Annotated in this window: 17 protein-coding genes and 1 pseudogene; 4 read left to right on the top strand and 14 right to left on the bottom strand. The window is 66.5% G+C overall.

What is annotated here, in order from left to right; genetic code table 11:
* Positions 1 to 59: 59 nt before the first annotated feature.
* From ccsB to hppD, 8 genes are all read right to left on the bottom strand, one after another.
* Positions 60 to 1,031, bottom strand: a complete 972-nt coding sequence (gene ccsB / locus ACH49N_RS17160; protein ID WP_358273503.1) for a c-type cytochrome biogenesis protein CcsB — start codon at positions 1,029 to 1,031, stop codon at positions 60 to 62.
* Entirely contained in the window at positions 1,028 to 2,692 is a 1,665-nt protein-coding gene (locus ACH49N_RS17155) for a cytochrome c biogenesis protein ResB (RefSeq protein ID WP_358273505.1), read from the bottom strand. The genes ccsB and ACH49N_RS17155 overlap by 4 nt, the downstream gene beginning before the upstream one ends.
* Entirely contained in the window at positions 2,689 to 3,519 is an 831-nt protein-coding gene (locus ACH49N_RS17150; RefSeq protein ID WP_159920311.1) for a cytochrome c biogenesis CcdA family protein, read from the bottom strand. The genes ACH49N_RS17155 and ACH49N_RS17150 overlap by 4 nt, the downstream gene beginning before the upstream one ends.
* Positions 3,516 to 4,115 carry a TlpA disulfide reductase family protein gene (locus ACH49N_RS17145; RefSeq protein ID WP_159920309.1) on the bottom strand — a complete coding sequence of 200 codons (600 nt, stop codon included), beginning with the start codon at positions 4,113 to 4,115 and terminating at the stop codon, positions 3,516 to 3,518. The genes ACH49N_RS17150 and ACH49N_RS17145 overlap by 4 nt, the downstream gene beginning before the upstream one ends.
* Positions 4,112 to 4,771, bottom strand: a complete 660-nt coding sequence (locus ACH49N_RS17140; protein WP_109327872.1) for a histidine phosphatase family protein — start codon at positions 4,769 to 4,771, stop codon at positions 4,112 to 4,114. The genes ACH49N_RS17145 and ACH49N_RS17140 overlap by 4 nt, the downstream gene beginning before the upstream one ends.
* 73 nt (positions 4,772 to 4,844) lie before the next feature.
* Positions 4,845 to 6,170, bottom strand: coding sequence for a glutamate-1-semialdehyde 2,1-aminomutase (gene hemL, locus ACH49N_RS17135; RefSeq protein WP_159920307.1), 1,326 nt, complete (start codon positions 6,168 to 6,170; stop codon positions 4,845 to 4,847).
* Between the two features lie 75 nt (positions 6,171 to 6,245).
* Positions 6,246 to 6,731, bottom strand: a complete 486-nt coding sequence (locus tag ACH49N_RS17130) for a VOC family protein (RefSeq protein ID WP_250772706.1) — start codon at positions 6,729 to 6,731, stop codon at positions 6,246 to 6,248.
* Between the two features lie 80 nt (positions 6,732 to 6,811).
* The gene (gene hppD / locus ACH49N_RS17125) at positions 6,812 to 8,020 is read right to left on the bottom strand and encodes a 4-hydroxyphenylpyruvate dioxygenase (RefSeq protein ID WP_358273507.1); all 1,209 of its coding nucleotides are present in this window, start codon (positions 8,018 to 8,020) and stop codon (positions 6,812 to 6,814) included.
* A gap of 118 nt (positions 8,021 to 8,138) precedes the next feature.
* On the opposite strand from hppD, the pseudogene ACH49N_RS17120 reads away from it, so the two are divergent.
* Positions 8,139 to 8,670, top strand: a pseudogene (locus tag ACH49N_RS17120) (Lrp/AsnC family transcriptional regulator).
* On the opposite strand, the gene ACH49N_RS17115 reads toward ACH49N_RS17120, so the two are convergent.
* The gene (locus ACH49N_RS17115; protein WP_397504739.1) at positions 8,630 to 8,899 is read right to left on the bottom strand and encodes a hypothetical protein; all 270 of its coding nucleotides are present in this window, start codon (positions 8,897 to 8,899) and stop codon (positions 8,630 to 8,632) included. The pseudogene ACH49N_RS17120 and the gene ACH49N_RS17115 sit on opposite strands and share 41 nt — an antisense overlap.
* Between ACH49N_RS17115 and ACH49N_RS17110 the strand changes: the two genes are divergently transcribed.
* The 3 genes from ACH49N_RS17110 to ACH49N_RS17100 all read left to right on the top strand — a co-directional run bounded on the left by ACH49N_RS17110 (position 8,841) and on the right by ACH49N_RS17100 (position 12,095).
* Positions 8,841 to 9,329: an alpha/beta fold hydrolase gene (locus ACH49N_RS17110; protein ID WP_358273509.1), complete on the top strand. Its 489-nt coding sequence runs from the start codon at positions 8,841 to 8,843 to the stop codon at positions 9,327 to 9,329. The genes ACH49N_RS17115 and ACH49N_RS17110 overlap by 59 nt on opposite strands.
* Before the next feature lie 251 nt (positions 9,330 to 9,580).
* The gene (locus ACH49N_RS17105; protein WP_358273510.1) at positions 9,581 to 10,084 is read left to right on the top strand and encodes a DUF427 domain-containing protein; all 504 of its coding nucleotides are present in this window, start codon (positions 9,581 to 9,583) and stop codon (positions 10,082 to 10,084) included.
* 64 nt (positions 10,085 to 10,148) lie between these two features.
* On the top strand, positions 10,149 to 12,095 hold the full coding sequence (locus ACH49N_RS17100) for an acyl-CoA dehydrogenase (RefSeq protein WP_358273512.1): 1,947 nt from the start codon (positions 10,149 to 10,151) through the stop codon (positions 12,093 to 12,095).
* On the opposite strand, the gene ACH49N_RS17095 is transcribed toward ACH49N_RS17100, so the two are convergent.
* The 5 genes from ACH49N_RS17095 to ACH49N_RS17075 all read right to left on the bottom strand — a co-directional run bounded on the left by ACH49N_RS17095 (position 12,027) and on the right by ACH49N_RS17075 (position 16,380).
* Positions 12,027 to 12,362, bottom strand: a complete 336-nt coding sequence (locus ACH49N_RS17095) for a hypothetical protein (RefSeq protein ID WP_358273513.1) — start codon at positions 12,360 to 12,362, stop codon at positions 12,027 to 12,029. The two genes, ACH49N_RS17100 and ACH49N_RS17095, sit on opposite strands and share 69 nt — an antisense overlap.
* Entirely contained in the window at positions 12,359 to 12,838 is a 480-nt protein-coding gene (locus ACH49N_RS17090) for a hypothetical protein (RefSeq protein WP_358273515.1), read from the bottom strand. Before ACH49N_RS17090 ends, ACH49N_RS17095 begins: the two co-directional genes overlap by 4 nt.
* A gap of 259 nt (positions 12,839 to 13,097) precedes the next feature.
* Positions 13,098 to 13,721: a hypothetical protein gene (locus tag ACH49N_RS17085; RefSeq protein ID WP_358273517.1), complete on the bottom strand. Its 624-nt coding sequence runs from the start codon at positions 13,719 to 13,721 to the stop codon at positions 13,098 to 13,100.
* A gap of 37 nt (positions 13,722 to 13,758) precedes the next feature.
* Entirely contained in the window at positions 13,759 to 14,736 is a 978-nt protein-coding gene (gene hemB, locus ACH49N_RS17080) for a porphobilinogen synthase (RefSeq protein ID WP_358273519.1), read from the bottom strand.
* A gap of 78 nt (positions 14,737 to 14,814) precedes the next feature.
* A complete protein-coding gene (locus tag ACH49N_RS17075; protein WP_109327853.1) occupies positions 14,815 to 16,380 on the bottom strand; it encodes a bifunctional uroporphyrinogen-III C-methyltransferase/uroporphyrinogen-III synthase in 1,566 nt (521 codons plus the stop codon).
* Positions 16,381 to 16,408 lie beyond the last annotated feature (28 nt).

Genomic DNA, 16,408 nt, shown 5'->3' with positions numbered 1-16,408 from the left:
CCACCGCTTCACACCGCTGGGAGACGTCGCGGCGGAAGAATATCAGTCGGTGGTGACCGTCAGGTCAGGCCCGCATACGAATGCAGTCCCGACACCACCATGTTGATGATGAACAGATTGAACAGCATCGCGACGAAGCCGGCGATGTTGATCCACGCGGCTTTGGTATCGCGCCATCCGGAGGTCGCTCGGGCGTGGAGATATGCCGCATAGATGACCCAGGCGATGAACGACATCGTCTCCTTGGGATCCCATCCCCAGAACCGCCCCCAGGCGGCTTCGGCCCAGATCGCCCCCAGGATGACACCGGCGCCGAACAGCGGGAACCCGATGATCGTGGTCTTGTACGCCAATCGGTCCAAGGTCTGCGCGTCGGGCAGGCGCTCCGCCACCCGCGCGAAGATGCCCGTTCCTTCCTCGCCGCGCGGGTAACGCATCCGCAGCAGGAACAACAGGCTGGCGATGCCCGACACCAGGAAGACGCCCGAACCCACGCTGACGATGGTGACGTGAATGGGAAGCCAGTACGACCGCAGCGCCGGCACCACCGGTGCCGCATCCGCGTAGAGCACCGTGGCGGCGAGGAACATCAGGATGAGAATGGGGACGAGCAGGAAAACCCACATCGGCCGGTATGCCGGCTTCGACAGGAGCGCCAGCCCCACGACGAGCGCCGCCCCGCAGGCCATGGTGACGAACTCGTACATATTGCCGAGCGGGAAACGGTCGGTGGCGAATCCGCGGAGCACGATCGACGCGAAGATGAGAACAGTGCCTACCACGAGTACCGCAGACCCCATGCCGCCGAAGCGCTCGGCCATCGGCTTCTTCGGCTGCTCGACCACGCGTCCGGGAACCGCCGCGGAGCCGGCGGGCCTGGCACCCGCCGCAACGAGCTCCTTGTCCTGCACGGCGCGCGCCCTCGTCGACGCGTACTGCACGATCAGCAGTACGAGCGCGAGCGCGAGCACCGTGAACGCTGATCGGAAAGCCCAGTCGCTGTACTGCGCCAGTGTCTCGTTGGTCGTCATCGTCGGTTCTCCTGCGCGTCAGGCTTCGTGTCGTCCGTCAGCAGACGGGCGCAGAGCCGGTCGAACTCGTCACCCCAGCCGGCCTGATCGGTCCGGGCGAGTCCGCCAAGCTCTACTACAGTACGTCGTGGGTCAAGGTCGGCGGGGTCCGCGGGATAGATGCGGGCCCAGATGCGGCGCCGCTTGATCAGCAGCGACACCAGCAGTCCCGCCATCATCGTCAGAGCCGACACCAGCACCCACTGTTGCGCCGGATCGTGCGACACCTGCACATTGACGAAGTCCACGGCGCCGTCGAACCGCACCTGGGTGCCGTCGGCGAGCGTCGCGCTCTCCCCCGGCATGAGGTTGACCCGGTCCTGCTTCACCAGCCGGCCCTGGTTGATCAGTTCGGTATTGAGGGAGAACAGCGACTGCGGGTTGCCGGTGTCGAGGCCGGTGTCGCCCTTGTAGATGTCGATGGCCACCGCAGGGTCCTTCATCGCCGGATGACTCGACGCGAGCAGGTTGCCGTGGAACAGCGCGGTGGGGGCGAACAAGCCCTCGATCGCGATCTGATTCTTGCGGCGTTCGTCCGTGTCGGGGTACATGCCGCCAGGCGGATCGAATCGCATGGCCCCGCTGCTGAGGAAGGTCGTCGCATCGTCGGGTCGCCATTGCAGCGTTTCGGTCCGCGTCTCGCCGCCAGGGAACGTGACGGTGAATGTCGGCGCGTATCCGTGTCCCTGCAGGTAGACACGGTCTCCCTCGACACGGAGAGGATGATTGACCTGCAACTGATCGTCGCGCCAGGTACCGGTTTCGAGGTCGTCACCGGCCTGGTACGAAATGTTCGACGTGAACATCTCCGCCTGACCGTTGTCGAGGTAGTCGGCGGTGAAATCCTTGACCTTGAGACACAGCGGGGTCATTCCCGTGCCGTCCTGCGTGTTCCCTGCCTTGAACGAATCGAACACGGCGGGGGACGTGGTGCAGAAGCCGGGACCGTTGTTGGCGACCACGATCACGTTGCCCTCGTACCCGAACAGTTTGCCGACGGCGATGGCCACCAGCAGACCGACGAGCGAGAGGTGGAAGACGAGGTTGCCGAGTTCGCGCGTGTAACCCTTCTCCGCGGAGAGGGTGATCTCACCGTCGCGGACCGGGCGTGCGCCGCCGGTGCGGGTCTCCACCCGCCACCCTTTCAGCGAAGTACGGATGCGGGCGGCGAGTGCCTCGGGCGTCTCGTCGACCCGGCGCTCGACGTGGTGGGGCAGACGCGCGAGGTTGCGGGGCGCCGCCACCGGACGCGTGCGCAGTGCTTTCGCGTGATCGACGCAACGCGGAAGGATGCAGCCGACCAGCGAGATGAAGAGCAGGACGTAGACCGCGGTGAACCAGAAACTGCCGAATACGTCGAAGAGTTCGAGCCGGTCCATCCAGGGACCGAGAGTCGGCCGATTCGCGATGTACTCGTCGACCTTGCCCGCATTGAGGCTGCGCTGTGGAAGCAAGGCCCCGGGTATCGCCGCGAGCGCCAGCAGGAACAGCAACACCAGCGCCGTCCGCATCGACGTGAGCCCACGCCAGGTGTTGCGGACCAGCGCGAAAGCGCGGCCCGGCAGCGATTGGCGGGGTACCGGTGCGGCTTCCGGGGCTTCGGGGGTCTGGGTGTCGCTCATATGGGCAGGGTCACTTCCGAGATGAAGGCGTCGCGAATCCAGCCGACGAATTGATCCCACGCGCCGGTGACGAGGGCGATGCCCACCGCCACGAGCATGATGCCGCCGAAGATTTGAATGGTTCGCGCGTTGCGGCGTAGCCAGCCCACACCCCGCAGCGCGCGGGAGGAGCCGAGGGCCAGGATCACGAAGGGCAGGCCCAGGCCGAGGCAGTAGGCGACGATCAGGGCTACGCCGCGGGCCGCGGTGGCGCCGTCGGTGCCGGCAGCAAGGGAGATGACACCGGCCAGTGTCGGACCGAGGCAGGGCGTCCACCCCAGTGCGAATACCGCACCCAGCAGCGGGGCTCCCGCCAGGCTGGAGATGCGCCGCGGCTCGAGCCGGGTGTCACGCTGCAACGCCGGGATCAGGCCGATGAACACCAATCCCATGGCGATCGTCACGACACCTCCGACCCGCATCAATACTTCGCGGTTGACGGAGAGGACCGAGATGGCGCCGAAGACCGACGCCGTGGCCAGGACGAACACGACCGTGAAACCGGCCACGAACAGAGTTGCGGCCCCGGCGACGCGCAGGCGTCCGTCTGTCACCGTCTTCGTGCGCGTCGCGGCTTCTTCGGCGGTGACGGCCGGAGCGTCGGCGCCCACGACACCGGCCAGGTAGGACAGGTAACCGGGGACGAGCGGAACTACGCACGGCGAGGCGAACGAGACCAGACCGGCGAGAACGCAGGCTCCGAGCGCAAGGAACAGAGGTCCCGACGAGGCGGTGGACTGGAAGGCGTCGCCGACGCCGGCGGCGAGAAGGGTGGTACCGGTAGTCACGATTCCTGCGCCACCCGTTCGACTACCGGCTGCAGGTCGTCCGCCAGCAATTCCTTCAGGAACACCGCGGCGACACGGTGTTCACGATCGAGCACGACCGTGGTGGGAATGACGCTCGTCGGGTAGTTCGCCCCCAGGGCGATCATCGTCCGCATGGCGGGGTCGTAGATCGACGGATACGACACGTTGTTGTTGATCACGAAGTCCTGCGCCTTGTCTTGCTGATTGTCCCGGACATTGATCCCGAGAAACGCGACACCTTGGTCTTTGGTCGCCTCGTAGACCTGCTCGAGGTCGTTCGCTTCGCCGCGGCACGGCCCGCACCACTGCCCCCAGACGTTGAGGACCACTACCTGGCCCTCGTAGTCGTCGAGGGAGATGGTCTTGCCCTCCGTCATGAGGTCGGGTCCGGACACGGTGCCGATGGTGCCTCGATCGGCCGGTGGATCGTAGAAGATTTCCGTCTGACCGCCCGGGGACACGAAGTCGAACGTGCCTCCCTGGGCCACGGCGTCGTCGCCGGACGCACACGCCGACAGCGACACCGCGGCCATGCAGATCACCGCGAGAAGCCCGGCGAAGCGCCCCCGAATCATGCCCCGCTCACCCTCGGATCCGATGCGCCCGCGGGCTCCGAGTACACGATGTCGATGAGTGTGTCGCCCTCGTAGACGAGCGACGTCAGCGACGCCAGCGAGCACTGGCGGTGGCGCGGGTCGTGCCACAACCGCTCGCCCTGCAGGAATCGGCGCAGCGTCCAGACGGGAAGTTGGTGGCTGACGACCACGGCCTCGTGACCCACGGCGGCCACGCGCGCGCTGTTGACGGCGGCAAGCATTCGGTGCGCGATCTGCAGGTACGGCTCACCCCAGGACGGAGTGAACGGATCTCGCAGCTTCCACCAGTGTCGGGGGCGTGCGAGCGCGCCGTCGCCCACCGACACCTTGAGTCCCTCGAACTCGTTACCCGCCTCGATGAGGTTCTCGTCGGTTGCGATCTCGAGTCCGTGCTTCTCGGCGATCGGCGCCGCCGTTTCCTGCGCCCGCTGTAGCGGCGATGCGACCACGTGGGTGATGTCGTGGGTCGCCAGGACCGACGCTACGGCGCGGGCCTGTGCCTCGCCCGTCACCGACAGGCGGAAACCGGGAAGCCTGCCGTAGAGAATTCCTCGCGGGTTGTGCACTTCGCCGTGCCGGAGCACGTGCACGATCGTGCGGGTCTGGGTGTGGTCGGGGTGAGCGGCATCGGTCACGGTGCGGTTCCTCGGGTCGGGGCGGGGAGTCGGGTGGCTGAATCGACGCGGCGCGTCAGGACTGGACAGACGGTCAGGGCTGGGTGGCCGCCGCGGCGGCCTTCGCTGCATGCGGCAGGGCGTCGGCGATGATGGAAAAGGCATTGTCGTCCATGGCCGCCGAGACGAACCAGGCCTCGAACGCGCTGGGCGGTGGGTACACCCCGCGCGAGAGCAGTCCATGGAAGAAGGCCGGGAACCGCCACGTCTGCGCCGCTTTCGCCTCGGCGTAGTTGGTGACCGGTTCTTCGGTGAAGAAGACGCTGAGCATCGTTCCGGCGGTCTGCACTCGATGGGGCACACCTGCCGCGGTCAGCGATTCGGACAGCAGGTTCTGCAGGGTGACGCTGTTGCGCTCGAGGGCTTCGTAGACACTCGCATCGGCTGCGCGCAGGCTCGCGAGACCGGCGGCGACGGCGACGGGGTTTCCCGACAGCGTGCCCGCCTGGTAGACGGGACCGGCGGGCGCCAGATGAGCCATGACGTCGGCGCGGCCACCGAAGGCGGCAGCGGGCAGGCCGCCGCTCATCACCTTGCCGAACGTGTAGAGGTCGCCTGCGACACCCTCCAGTCCGTACCAGCCGGCCGAGCTGACGCGGAATCCCGTCATCACCTCGTCCATGATCAGCAACGCGCCGTGCTCGCGGGTGAGCGTGCGCAGTCCCTCGTTGAATCCGGGCTGGGGTGCGATGGCACCCATGTTTCCTGCGGCAGCCTCGGTGATGACGCATGCGATCTGGCCCTCGTTGGCGGCGAACGCCTGCGCGACGGCCTCGAGATCGTTGTAGGGCACGACGATGGTGTCCTCCGCCTGGGCGCCGGTCACGCCGGGCGACGTCGGCAGGCCGAACGTGGCCAGGCCGGAACCGGCGTCGGCGAGCAGGGCGTCGACGTGGCCGTGGTAGCAACCCGAAAACTTCACGATCTTGGTCCGGCCGGTGAATCCCCTGGCAAGTCGGACCGCGCTCATGGTGGCCTCGGTGCCGGAATTCACCAGCCGCACCTTGTCCACCGGCGCGACGCGGGCGACGATCTCCTCGGCCAGTTCGATCTCACCCTCGGTGGGCGCTCCGAAGGACAGCCCCGTGGCGGCCGCCTTCTGGACTGCCTCGACGACAGCGGGATGGGCGTGACCGAGAATCATCGGTCCCCAGGAACAGATGAGGTCGACGTAGTCGTTGCCGTCGACGTCGGTGAGTGTGTAACCGGCAGCCTTCTCGATGAAACGCGGGGTTCCGCCGACCGAGCCGAAGGCCCGCACCGGCGAGTTGACGCCGCCGGGAATGACCACGTCGGCCCGGTCGAAGAGCTGAGCGGAACGGGAAGCGTGCACGTCGGGGCCACCGGAGGAAACAGTCACGGCCTCCAGTGTCCCAGTTCTGTCGAATTTGCCAACGACAGGGTGTAGTGGGTGGCCAGTATCACTTCCGTGCGGTCACTCGGGGACGAGGGAGTCGAACATCGCCCGCATCACCTCGGACAGCTTCATCAGCTCGACGTAGCCGCCGAGGGGGCCGCCGTCGAGGTAGGCGAATTCCATCCCGACTCCCTCGAACCGCCCCTGCTGGACGATGGGCAGCCCGCGGCTCGCCGCCTCCGCCAGCGTGGCCTCGAAGTCGTCGGGAACCCACGCCACGTGGTGCACTCCGGGACCGCTCCTCTCCAACTGCTCGACATAGAGGTTGCGGCCCGACACCGGTTCGATGAGTTCGAGCTGCTGCCCTCCGGCGTACCCGAGCGACACGTGGACGACGTAGTCGGCGGGCTCCCCGCGGTACGTGCAGTGATCGGGACCGAAATGCACATTCGGCAGTCGCAACCATTTCGCGACTCCGAACTGGTCGGTGAAATGGCGCTCCGCCGCGTCGAGGTCCTCGACCACCCAGCAGATCTGAAATATCGGTCCGGTGACGAGACTCATGCCCCGGGCTCCGTCAGGCCGCGCGGAGATTCGGCTTTCCTGTCCATTCCTGGATGATGCCCTGTTCGCCATTCGGGGACTCACAGATTGCCGCGCGCCGCCTGCTCCCGCTCGATGGACTCGAACAGCGCCCGGAAGTTTCCCGCGCCGAAACCGAGGGATCCGTGCCGCTCGATCAGTTCGAAGAACATGGTGGGCCGGTCGCCCAGCGGCCTGGTGAAAATCTGGAGCAGATAGCCGTCCTCGTCCCGGTCGACGAGGATTCCGCGTTTGTGCAATTCCTCCACCGGCACTCGGACCTTGCCGATCCGGGAGCGAAGCTCTGGATCCTCGTAGTACGCACCGGGGGTGCTCAGAAATTCGACGCCCTCCGCTCGCAGCGCGTCGACGGCCGCGAGGATGTCGCCGGTCGCCAGTGCGAGGTGCTGGCATCCCGGTCCACCGTAGAACTCGAGATACTCGTCGATCTGCGACTTCTTCTTGCCGACGGCGGGCTCGTTGAGCGGGAATTTCACACGATGATTCCCATTGGTGACCACTTTCGACATGAGCGCCGAGTACTCCGTGGCGATGTCGTCACCGACGAATTCGGCCATGTTCGTGAATCCCATGACCCGGTTGTAGAAGCGGACCCAATGGTCCATCCGGCCCATCTCGACGTTGCCCACCGCATGATCGAGCGCCTCGAACAACCGCCTCGGCCTTCCCGGCCTCGGTACGAAAGTGCCACTGCGCGAGACGTATCCCGGTAGGTACGGGCCGTCGTACCGGCTGCGGTCGACGATGGTGTGTCGAGTGTCGCCGTAGGTGGCGATCGCCGCCAGCCGGACGGTACCGAACTCGTCGGTGACGTCGTGCGGCTCTTCCAGGATCGTGGCGCCCTGCGAGCGCGCGTGGGCGATGCACCGGTCGACGTCGAGCACCTCCATCGCGAGATCCGTGACGCCGTCGCCGTGCGTCCGGTGATGATCAGCGAGAGGGCTTTTCGGGTCCACCGCACCGTGGAGCACGAATCGCGCCGAACCCGACTCGAGCACGAACGACTTGTGCGTGCGCTGACCGGTCTCGGGTCCGGCGTACGCGACGAGTGTCATCCCCCAGGTCGACACGTAGTACTGCATGCTCTGCGTCGCATTGCCGCACACGAACACCACGGCGTCCAAGGCGACCACGGGAAAGGGATCCGAGGCGTCGTCGTGTTCGACGAGGCCGACCAGTTGCCGGAGCCCGGCGGTGTCGAGCCGGGCGGCCACTTCACGCGGAGTCAGTCGAATGTCGGCAGTAGTCATGCAAAAACTGTGATTCAGATCACTGCCATGCGCAACTGTGCGATTTTAGGATGTTCAATGTGTACACAATGCTGGACAGTATCCGCATTCCATCGTACAAGATGACCAGGGAATGACGATGGCTCTCGACCGGCTCGACGCCGCACTCCTCGATCTTCTCCATGACGAACCAAAGGTCGGGGTCCTCGAGGCCTCACGCCGACTCGGGGTGGCGCGTGGCACAGTCCAGGCGCGGCTCGACCGCCTCGAACGCTCCGGGGTAATCACCGGCTCGGCGCCGACCCTCGATCCCGAGGCCCTGGGTTTTCCGGTCATCGCATTCGCCACCCTCGAGATCGCCCAGGGCACCGGACACGCCGCCGTGGTCGAGCATCTGACCGCCATCCCCGAAGTGTTGGAAGCGCATACGATCACGGGCGCCGGTGACGTCCTGGTGCGGGTAGTGGCGCGCACGAATGCCGATCTGCAACGTGTGATCAATTCGATCGTCGACGGCCGCAACGTCTTACGCTCGTCCACCGTGATCGCCACGCAGACCCAGATCGCACTACGCCATCAGCAACTCGTCCGCGCCGCGGCCCCGGGCCGGTCGAACGACCACCGGACGGGTCAGCGGTCCTCGGGGGTCAACTCCTCCAGCAGCGAACTGAGTACGTAACAGGCGTCGTCGAAGCGGTCGTGACCGACGATCGTGCCCCAGCGGTGCTCGATCTCGGCGACCCGCACCGCGGCATCCTGGAGAGCCTGCCGGCCCCGCTCGGTCGGAACGACAAGTTTCGCCCGCCGGTCCCGGGCGTCCGGAACCTCTCCGCACCGGCAGATGATCTCGATCGACGGGCCCGGCCACGGGGCCAGCACCGCAGTGCGGCGGAGATTCACGATGGAAGAGTGTGCGGAAGCGGCGACAGCCGTACTCGACGCACTCGGCGTGACCGAACCGGTCGACTGGGTGGGCAACGCCTGGGGTGGGCACGTCGGACTCGTCGCGGCCGCCCACGATCCCGACCGGTGCCGCAGCGTTGTCACCGTCGGCACACCGACCCAAGCCCTCAGCCGGACGGAACGCGCCAAGATCGTGCCCATGGTGTGGGCCTACCGCGTCGCCGGACCGATCCCGCCGCTCACGACTGCTGTGATGAACGTCCTTCTCGGTAAGGAGCTTCGCGAACGCACCCGCAACAGTTCGAAGCCGTGTCACGCATCTTCCGGCAGGCACCTCGTCGTGGCATGCACCAGGCGATGCAGTCGATCATGCTGCACCGCCAGGGGCTGGACCCTTTCCTACCCCGGATCGGGGCACAGACGCTGATGGTCGTCCCCCGCGAAGACACGATGATCTCTGTCGAGCAGGCACGGGCCGCTGCGGCGACGATGCGCTTGCCGCGGCCACCACGATGGAAGGCGGCGGCCACATCACACGACTGATCGCGAACCCGGACGCACTCGCCGACCTGATTACCGCCTTCTGGCGGGATCCGGTGGGATACCTCGCCACGCTGTGATCCCCGACCGCGCCGGTCGTGCAAAGGTGGGAAGCATGACGAAGTCGGCGGACATACCGTGACGGGTGGTCACCCGGCGCCGGATCCCGCCGGCCCGGGGGAGGAGTCGGTGTGGGACTACCCGCGGCCGCCAGTGGTCCAGCCGAGCGACGAGCTGGTGGAGGTGTGGTTCGGCGGGCAACTCGTCGCACGGACGGGGACCCCGTTGCGGCTACTCGAGACGAGTCACCCACCGACCTACTATCTGCGGCGCTCCTGCTTCGCGGACGGCGTCCTGCGGCCGGTTTCCGGGAGCACGGTCTGCGAGTGGAAGGGGCGGGCCGACTACTTCGACGTCGTGGCAGGCGGACAGGTCGCCGAGCGTGCGGCGTGGCACTATCCGCGGCCGGTTGCCGGATACGAATCACTTGTCGGGCACGTAGCAGTCATGCCGGGGTCGATGGACGGCTGTGTCGTCGACGGCGAGCGGGTCCGACCCCAGGCAGGGGGCTTCTACGGCGGTTGGATCACCGATCGGGTGGTCGGGCCGTTCAAGGGCGGGCCCGGTAGTCGATTCTGGTGAACACCTCCCGGCGCCGTTGCTCGCGTGACAACCCAATCGACACGGCGGCGGCTAATGTCGACTCATGGCCACCACAGCTGACCACCTGAGAAGCACACTCGACGGGCGCTGGAGGGAAGTACGCGAGCGCGTGCGGGCGGAACTGTCCGCGACGCCCGATTTCGCTCCGCACTACACCCCCGATCTGGAAGAGGCGCGAGCCAAGACGCTCGAGCAGATGCGTCTACTCGCGGGCAACGGCTATGCAGCCGACGGGTTCAAGAAGGACCACGGCGGAACCGGGGACGCAGGGGCCGCGGTGACGAGCATCGAGATGCTGGCGATGTCCGACCTGTCGCTGATGGTCAAGGCGGGCGTGCAGTGGGGACTTTTCGGCGGAGCCATCGAAAATCTGGGCACCGCTCGCCACCACGAGGCATACGTCAAGCCTCTCATCGACCTGGACCTGCTCGGTTGCTTCGCGATGACGGAGACCGGCCACGGCAGTGACGTCCAGGCACTCGAGACCACCGCCACCTACGACGCGGCCACCGGTCAATTCGTCGTCCACTCCCCCACCCCGTCGTCCCGCAAGGACTACATCGGCGGGGCCGCACAACACGCGACGATGGCGGCCGTCTTCGCGCAATTGGTGACGCAGGGTGAACACCACGGCGTGCACTGTTTCCTCGTCCCCATTCGCGACGAGAACGGCAACGACCTTCCGGGCGTTCACACCTCCGACTGCGGCTACAAAGGTGGGCTCCCCGGAGTCGACAACGGCCGCATCACCTTTGATCAGGTGCGCATTCCGCGGGTGAACCTGCTCAACAGGTACGCCGATGTCGCGGAGGACGGCACCTATTCCTCGCCGATCGACAACGCCAACCGCCGCTTCTTCACGATGGTGGGAACCCTCGTGCGGGGACGCGTCACCGTCGGCGGATCAGCCGGCGCCGCCGCCCGCGTCGCACTGTCGATCGCCACCCGATACGCGTTGCAGCGCCGCCAGTTCAGTGCGCCGCAGAGCGAAGACGAAGTTCTGCTCATGGACTACCTCGTGCACCAGCGACGGCTCTTCCCGTTGATCGCACGGTCCTACGCGCTGCAGTTCGCGCAGAACGAGCTGGTATCGAAGATGCACGACATCCAGAGCATCGAGGATGCCGATCCGCAGGAGCAGCGCGAACTCGAGGGTCGGGCGGCCGGCCTCAAGGCAGCGAACACCTGGCACGCGACCCGCGCCATCCAGGAAGCCCGGGAAGCGTGCGGCGGCGCCGGGTACATGGCGGAGAACCGGCTGACGGCTCTCAAGGCGGACACCGACGTGTTCACCACTTTCGAGGGCGACAACCACGTGCTCACCCAGCTGGTTGCCAAGGAACTGCTCACGTCCTACGCCGACGAGGTCCGCGGGATGAGTCCCGTCGAGTGGATGCGTTTCGCTGCCACGACCGTGTCGGACGTTGTCAAGACCCGCACAGCGGCGCAGCAGATCATTCAGACCATCCTGGACACGCGTCAGGACAACGAAGAGGACGGCAGCCTCTTCAACCGCGGGACACAGCTCACCATGTTCGAGGACCGCGAGCAGTACCTGCTCTCGACCGCGGCTCGCCGGCTCCAGGGTGCACAGAAGCGTGAGGAAAACCCGTTCGACGCGTTCAACTTCGTCCAGGATCACGTAATGCACGCCGCGCAGGCGCACATCGACCGGGTGGTTCTCGAAGCATTCATCGCTGGTATCGACGAGTGTCAGGAGGAGGAAGCACGCAACCTTCTGAGCGACGTCTGCGACCTTTACGCGCTCAGCATCATCGAGGAAGACAAGGCGTGGTTCATGGAACACCGCCACCTGTCGGTCGAGCGGTCCAAAGCGGTGCAGCGGGGAATCAACGACCGTTGCCGCAAGCTGCGCCCCCACGCGGCGACGCTCGTCGAGGGACTGGGAGTGCCGGAGGCGCTACTCGGCTCCGCGATGATCGACGGGCCGGGAACCGACACCATCCGCAAGACTCAGATCTTCCGGTGACGTCGACGGCTCGGCGGGGTGACCCGCCGGGCCGGCAACCCACCTGCGGACGGCGTCGATCACCAGCAGGCCCGCAACGGTGACGAGGGCGGCGGCGCCGGCGATCCACGAACCCGAGTACTCGGTTCCCTGGTAGGACGGCGCGCCCGGTGCGACCGGGCCGAAATCGGAGGTAACTCGTGCCGACGTCCAGCACCACACCGCCAGAATTGATAGGACGACGGCAGAGGCGATCTCCCCCGCCGACCCCATGGCGCGTCGATTCACTGTTCCGCCCCTCCGTCGGCCTTTGCGAGCAGCGACTCGAGCTGTGCCCGCAACCCCTCGTCGTCCTTCGCCCAAGCCTGCACCAGTGCGCCGCCCCGCAGTCGAAGCCCGATACCTGATCGTCGCCGGGGCACCGCGGACAGCTCACCGAGCGTCCGGGCCGTCTCCCAGGGCTGGGGTGCGTACGACTCGGTGTCCGGCGGAGGCAGGATCTTCACGATCTCGCTGATCGGTAGTTCCTCGGTGCCCTGCCGCAGCAGGGTAGGTGTGAGTTCCACGCTCGCGTGCCGGCGGGCGGCAACTACCTGCACGTAGAGGAACCCGCTGAGGAGGGCGGCGAACAACGGCAGGGCGAACCAGTGCACCACCGGGCCCGTCAGGAGTTCGATTACCAGCGCGACAGTGCAGAACACCGGGCCGAATGCCACCAACCGCCAGCGCGCACCGGGCTCACTGAACAAAATTTCCTCAGCCACGGACCGCCCGGATTCTTGCGGTCGCGCGGTGGTCCACGCCCGGCGGGATCACCTCAGGAAACGGCACCGGGAATGACGACGAGCAGCAGGGTCAGCAGTACGAAGGCCACGATAATGGCGAACATCAGTGCTTCCCTGCGTGACCCGTGTGCCCGATCTTCAGCGCGCATGTAGAAAAGCCCTTCGGTAGAAGAAGTCTGCCGTGTGCTGTTGTGACGTACTTCACGGTACATCTTTATGTTTCGCGATCAAACTCGAGCTACGACGCGGGCAGCTTCGAGAAATAACTGTTCGAGTCTTTCCGGTGCATCAGCACGACGGCACCCACCGCCACCACAGCCTGCAGGATCTGCACACCTCCGACGGCGAGAGCGATACTACTGCCGTCCGATCCGATTCCGAACAGCACTGGCACCGTCCAGACCACCATCGTGACGCTCACGACCGTCAGCAGGGTTCTCGCCCAGCTCCTGCCCTTCCGCATGAAATGGACGAAAAGGACGAACAGGCCCGTCAGGAGCAGAATGACGACACCGGTGACGGCAATACCTACGTAGAAGAGCATCTCCACGTTCTCCCGCGTCATCGCGACCTCGCCGGATTTCACGCTGGGATTGGTCATCAGTTCGTCGACGAAGGTCGACTTCTCACGAACCACCAGGACCATCGCCGCCACCGCCTGGATCACACCGAGCACGGCCACCACCCACAGCAGTTGCGCCGCCGTGCCCACATCGACCGGGGCGGGGCGCTCGGGCTTCGGCTGCGGCACGGGCGGCGGATAGGCCCCGTACTGATTCGGGCCCTGCGGCGGTGCCTGTTGCGGCGGAATTTGGTGTTGCGGTGTCTGGTGTGGCGGGGTGTGCGGCCACTGCGAAGTCATGGCACCACCGTATCCGCCACCGGACGCCGCGCCGCATTCATCCCAGCCAGCCCGCCGCTTCGGTGGCCCAGTAGGTGAGAACGATGTCGGCGCCCGCCCGCCGGATGCTCGTCAACGATTCGAGAACCGCGGCGTCCCGATCGATCCAGCCGTTCTGCGCAGCCGCCGTGATCATCGAGTACTCACCCGAAATCTGGTATGCCGCAACGGGAACCGGCGACCTGTCCGCAACGTCGCGCAGAATATCCAGATACGACATCGCCGGCTTGACCATGACGAGGTCGGCACCTTCCTCGATATCGAGATCCACTTCGCGCAGCGACTCCCGCCGATTGGCCGAGTCCTGCTGATACGTTCTCCGGTCACCCTGCAGGGACGAGCCCACAGCCTCACGGAACGGCCCATAGAAAGCGGAGGCGTATTTCGCGGAGTACGCCAGCTGACCGACTTCGGTGTGACCCGCGGCGTCCAGCGCCTTCCGGATGGCGGCAACCTGACCGTCCATCATCCCGCTCGGACCGAGCAGGTGGGCACCGGCATCGGCCTGTGAAACGGCCATGTCCACATACCTGAGCAGCGTCCGATCGTTGTCGACCGCGCGGCTGTCGTCGAGCACCCCACAGTGACCGTGCTCCGTGAACTCGTCCAGGCACGTGTCCGCCATGATGACGGTCGCGTCACCGAGTTCCTCTGCAAGGGAGCGCAACCCACGGTTCAAGATGCCGTCCGGATCGCTGGCGCCGGAACCCTCGGCGTCCTTGTCGTCGGGACGCGGCACACCGAACAACATCAGCCCACCGACACCCGCCTCCACAGCCTCGATGGCCGCCGACCTCAGCGATGCCAGCGTGTGCTGGAAGACACCGGGCATCGACGAAATCTCGCGCGGCTCGTCGATGCCGTCCGCCACGAACATCGGCAGAACCAGATGTCGTGGCTCGAGCGAAGTCTCGGCGACGAGTCTGCGCAACGCCGGTGTGCGGCGCAATCGCCGCGGCCGGTGGGTCGGGAACACGGAAGGGCCCTCCTTCGTCGGGCCTGTGCGCCTTTTTGGTAGTGGGAACAACCAAAAAGGCGCACAGGCGCGTAGCGCCTATCGCCGGGCGCGGGACTTCTTGCGCGGCGGGGGCAGTGCGCCCTCGGCGCGCAGTCGCGCGGCGTGCTCGGCGAGAGCCTCCACCAACGGGCCGACCTGAGCGGTCTCCGGCTGTACGTCCACGCGAAGTCCGAACTCCACTGCGGTTTCCGCGGTCTTGGGACCGATGCAGGCCACGAGGGTCCGTGCATGCGGCTTTCCCGCGATACCGACGAGATTGCGGACCGTCGACGACGAGGTGAAGCAGACCGCGTCGAACCCACCGGTCTTGATCATCTCGCGGGTCTCGGCCGGCGGCGGCGCAGCCCGGACGGTGCGGTAGGCGGTGACATCGTCGATTTCCCAGCCGCGTTCACGCAAACCCTCGGCGAGTGTTTCGGTGGCAATGTCAGCGCGGGGCAACAGAACCCGGTTGACGGGATCGAACACGTCGTCGTACGGAGCGAACTCGGCCAGCAGACCCTCGCTCGACTGCTCACCGGACGGCACGAGTTCGGGGTTGATCCCGAACGACCGGACCTTGGCGGCCGTGGCCTCGCCGATGCAGGCGATTTTGACGCCGGAGAACGCGCGGGCGTCGAGCCCGAACTCCTCGAACTTCTCCCACACCGCACGCACCGCGTTGGTGGAGGTGAACACCACCCACTGGTACCGGCCGTCGACCAGGCCCTTGACGGAACGTTCCATCTGCGCGGGACTGCGGGGCGGCTCCACGGCGATGGTCGGCACCTCGATCGGGATGGCGCCGTGGGTGACCAGGCGGTCGCTCATCTCCCCGGCCTGATCCTTCGTGCGGGGCACGAGGACCTTCCAGCCGTACAGGGCACGCGATTCCCACCACGACATCTTGCTGCGCTGGGCCACCACCTTGCCGACCGTCACGACGAGCGAGCCGACCAGTTCGGAACCGGCCTCGTTGAGGGTGGCGAGGGTGGCCTCGACGGTGCGCTGCTGCCGGGTGGTGCCGCGAACGGTGATCGCGGCCGGGGTCTGCGGAGCAAGACCGTGTTCGACGAGCGCGCTCGCCGTCTCGGCGAGGTGCCCCGACGTGGCGTGCAGCACCAGCGGTCCGGGCGCCGCGGCCAGCGCCGCCCAGTCGACCTCACCGCGGACGTCGGCCTCGGTGTGTCCCGAGCCCAGCGCCATGCCGGCGTACGACGGCACAGCAGACGCGGCAGGGAGTCCGGGCAGGACCTCGAACTGCACCTGAGTGCGCGCCACTGCCGCGACCTCGGCGATCACCGAATCGGTGGTCAGCGGGTCACCGGACACGAGGCGGACGACGTCGTGGCCGTTGCGGGCCTCGTGCACGAGGGTCTTCGCGACCTCGGCCGGTTCACCGAGAGCCGGGCGGACCTCGGCGAGCGGCTCACCGGTTTCCGCGTCGACGCCCAGGTCGGTGCCGACCAGGACGGTGACGCCCTTGTCGACGTCGGGGTCGGTGAAGGCCAGCGTCGCTGCGGCAAGGACGTCCCGTGCGTGCACAGTGAGCAGGGCCGGATCGCCCGGTCCGGATCCCACGAACAGGATCCGTCCGGGGGTGTTCTTTCGGACTCGGCTCATCGGTAATTCTCCAGTGCGATCATGTGTC

It is taken from the genome of Rhodococcus sp. NPDC019647, assembly GCF_044389235.1.
Taxonomy (GTDB): Bacteria; Actinomycetota; Actinomycetes; order Mycobacteriales; family Mycobacteriaceae; genus Rhodococcus_F; species Rhodococcus_F oxybenzonivorans.
Note: the sequence above shows the minus strand (reverse complement) of the source record. Positions and strands in the feature narration are given on the sequence as shown.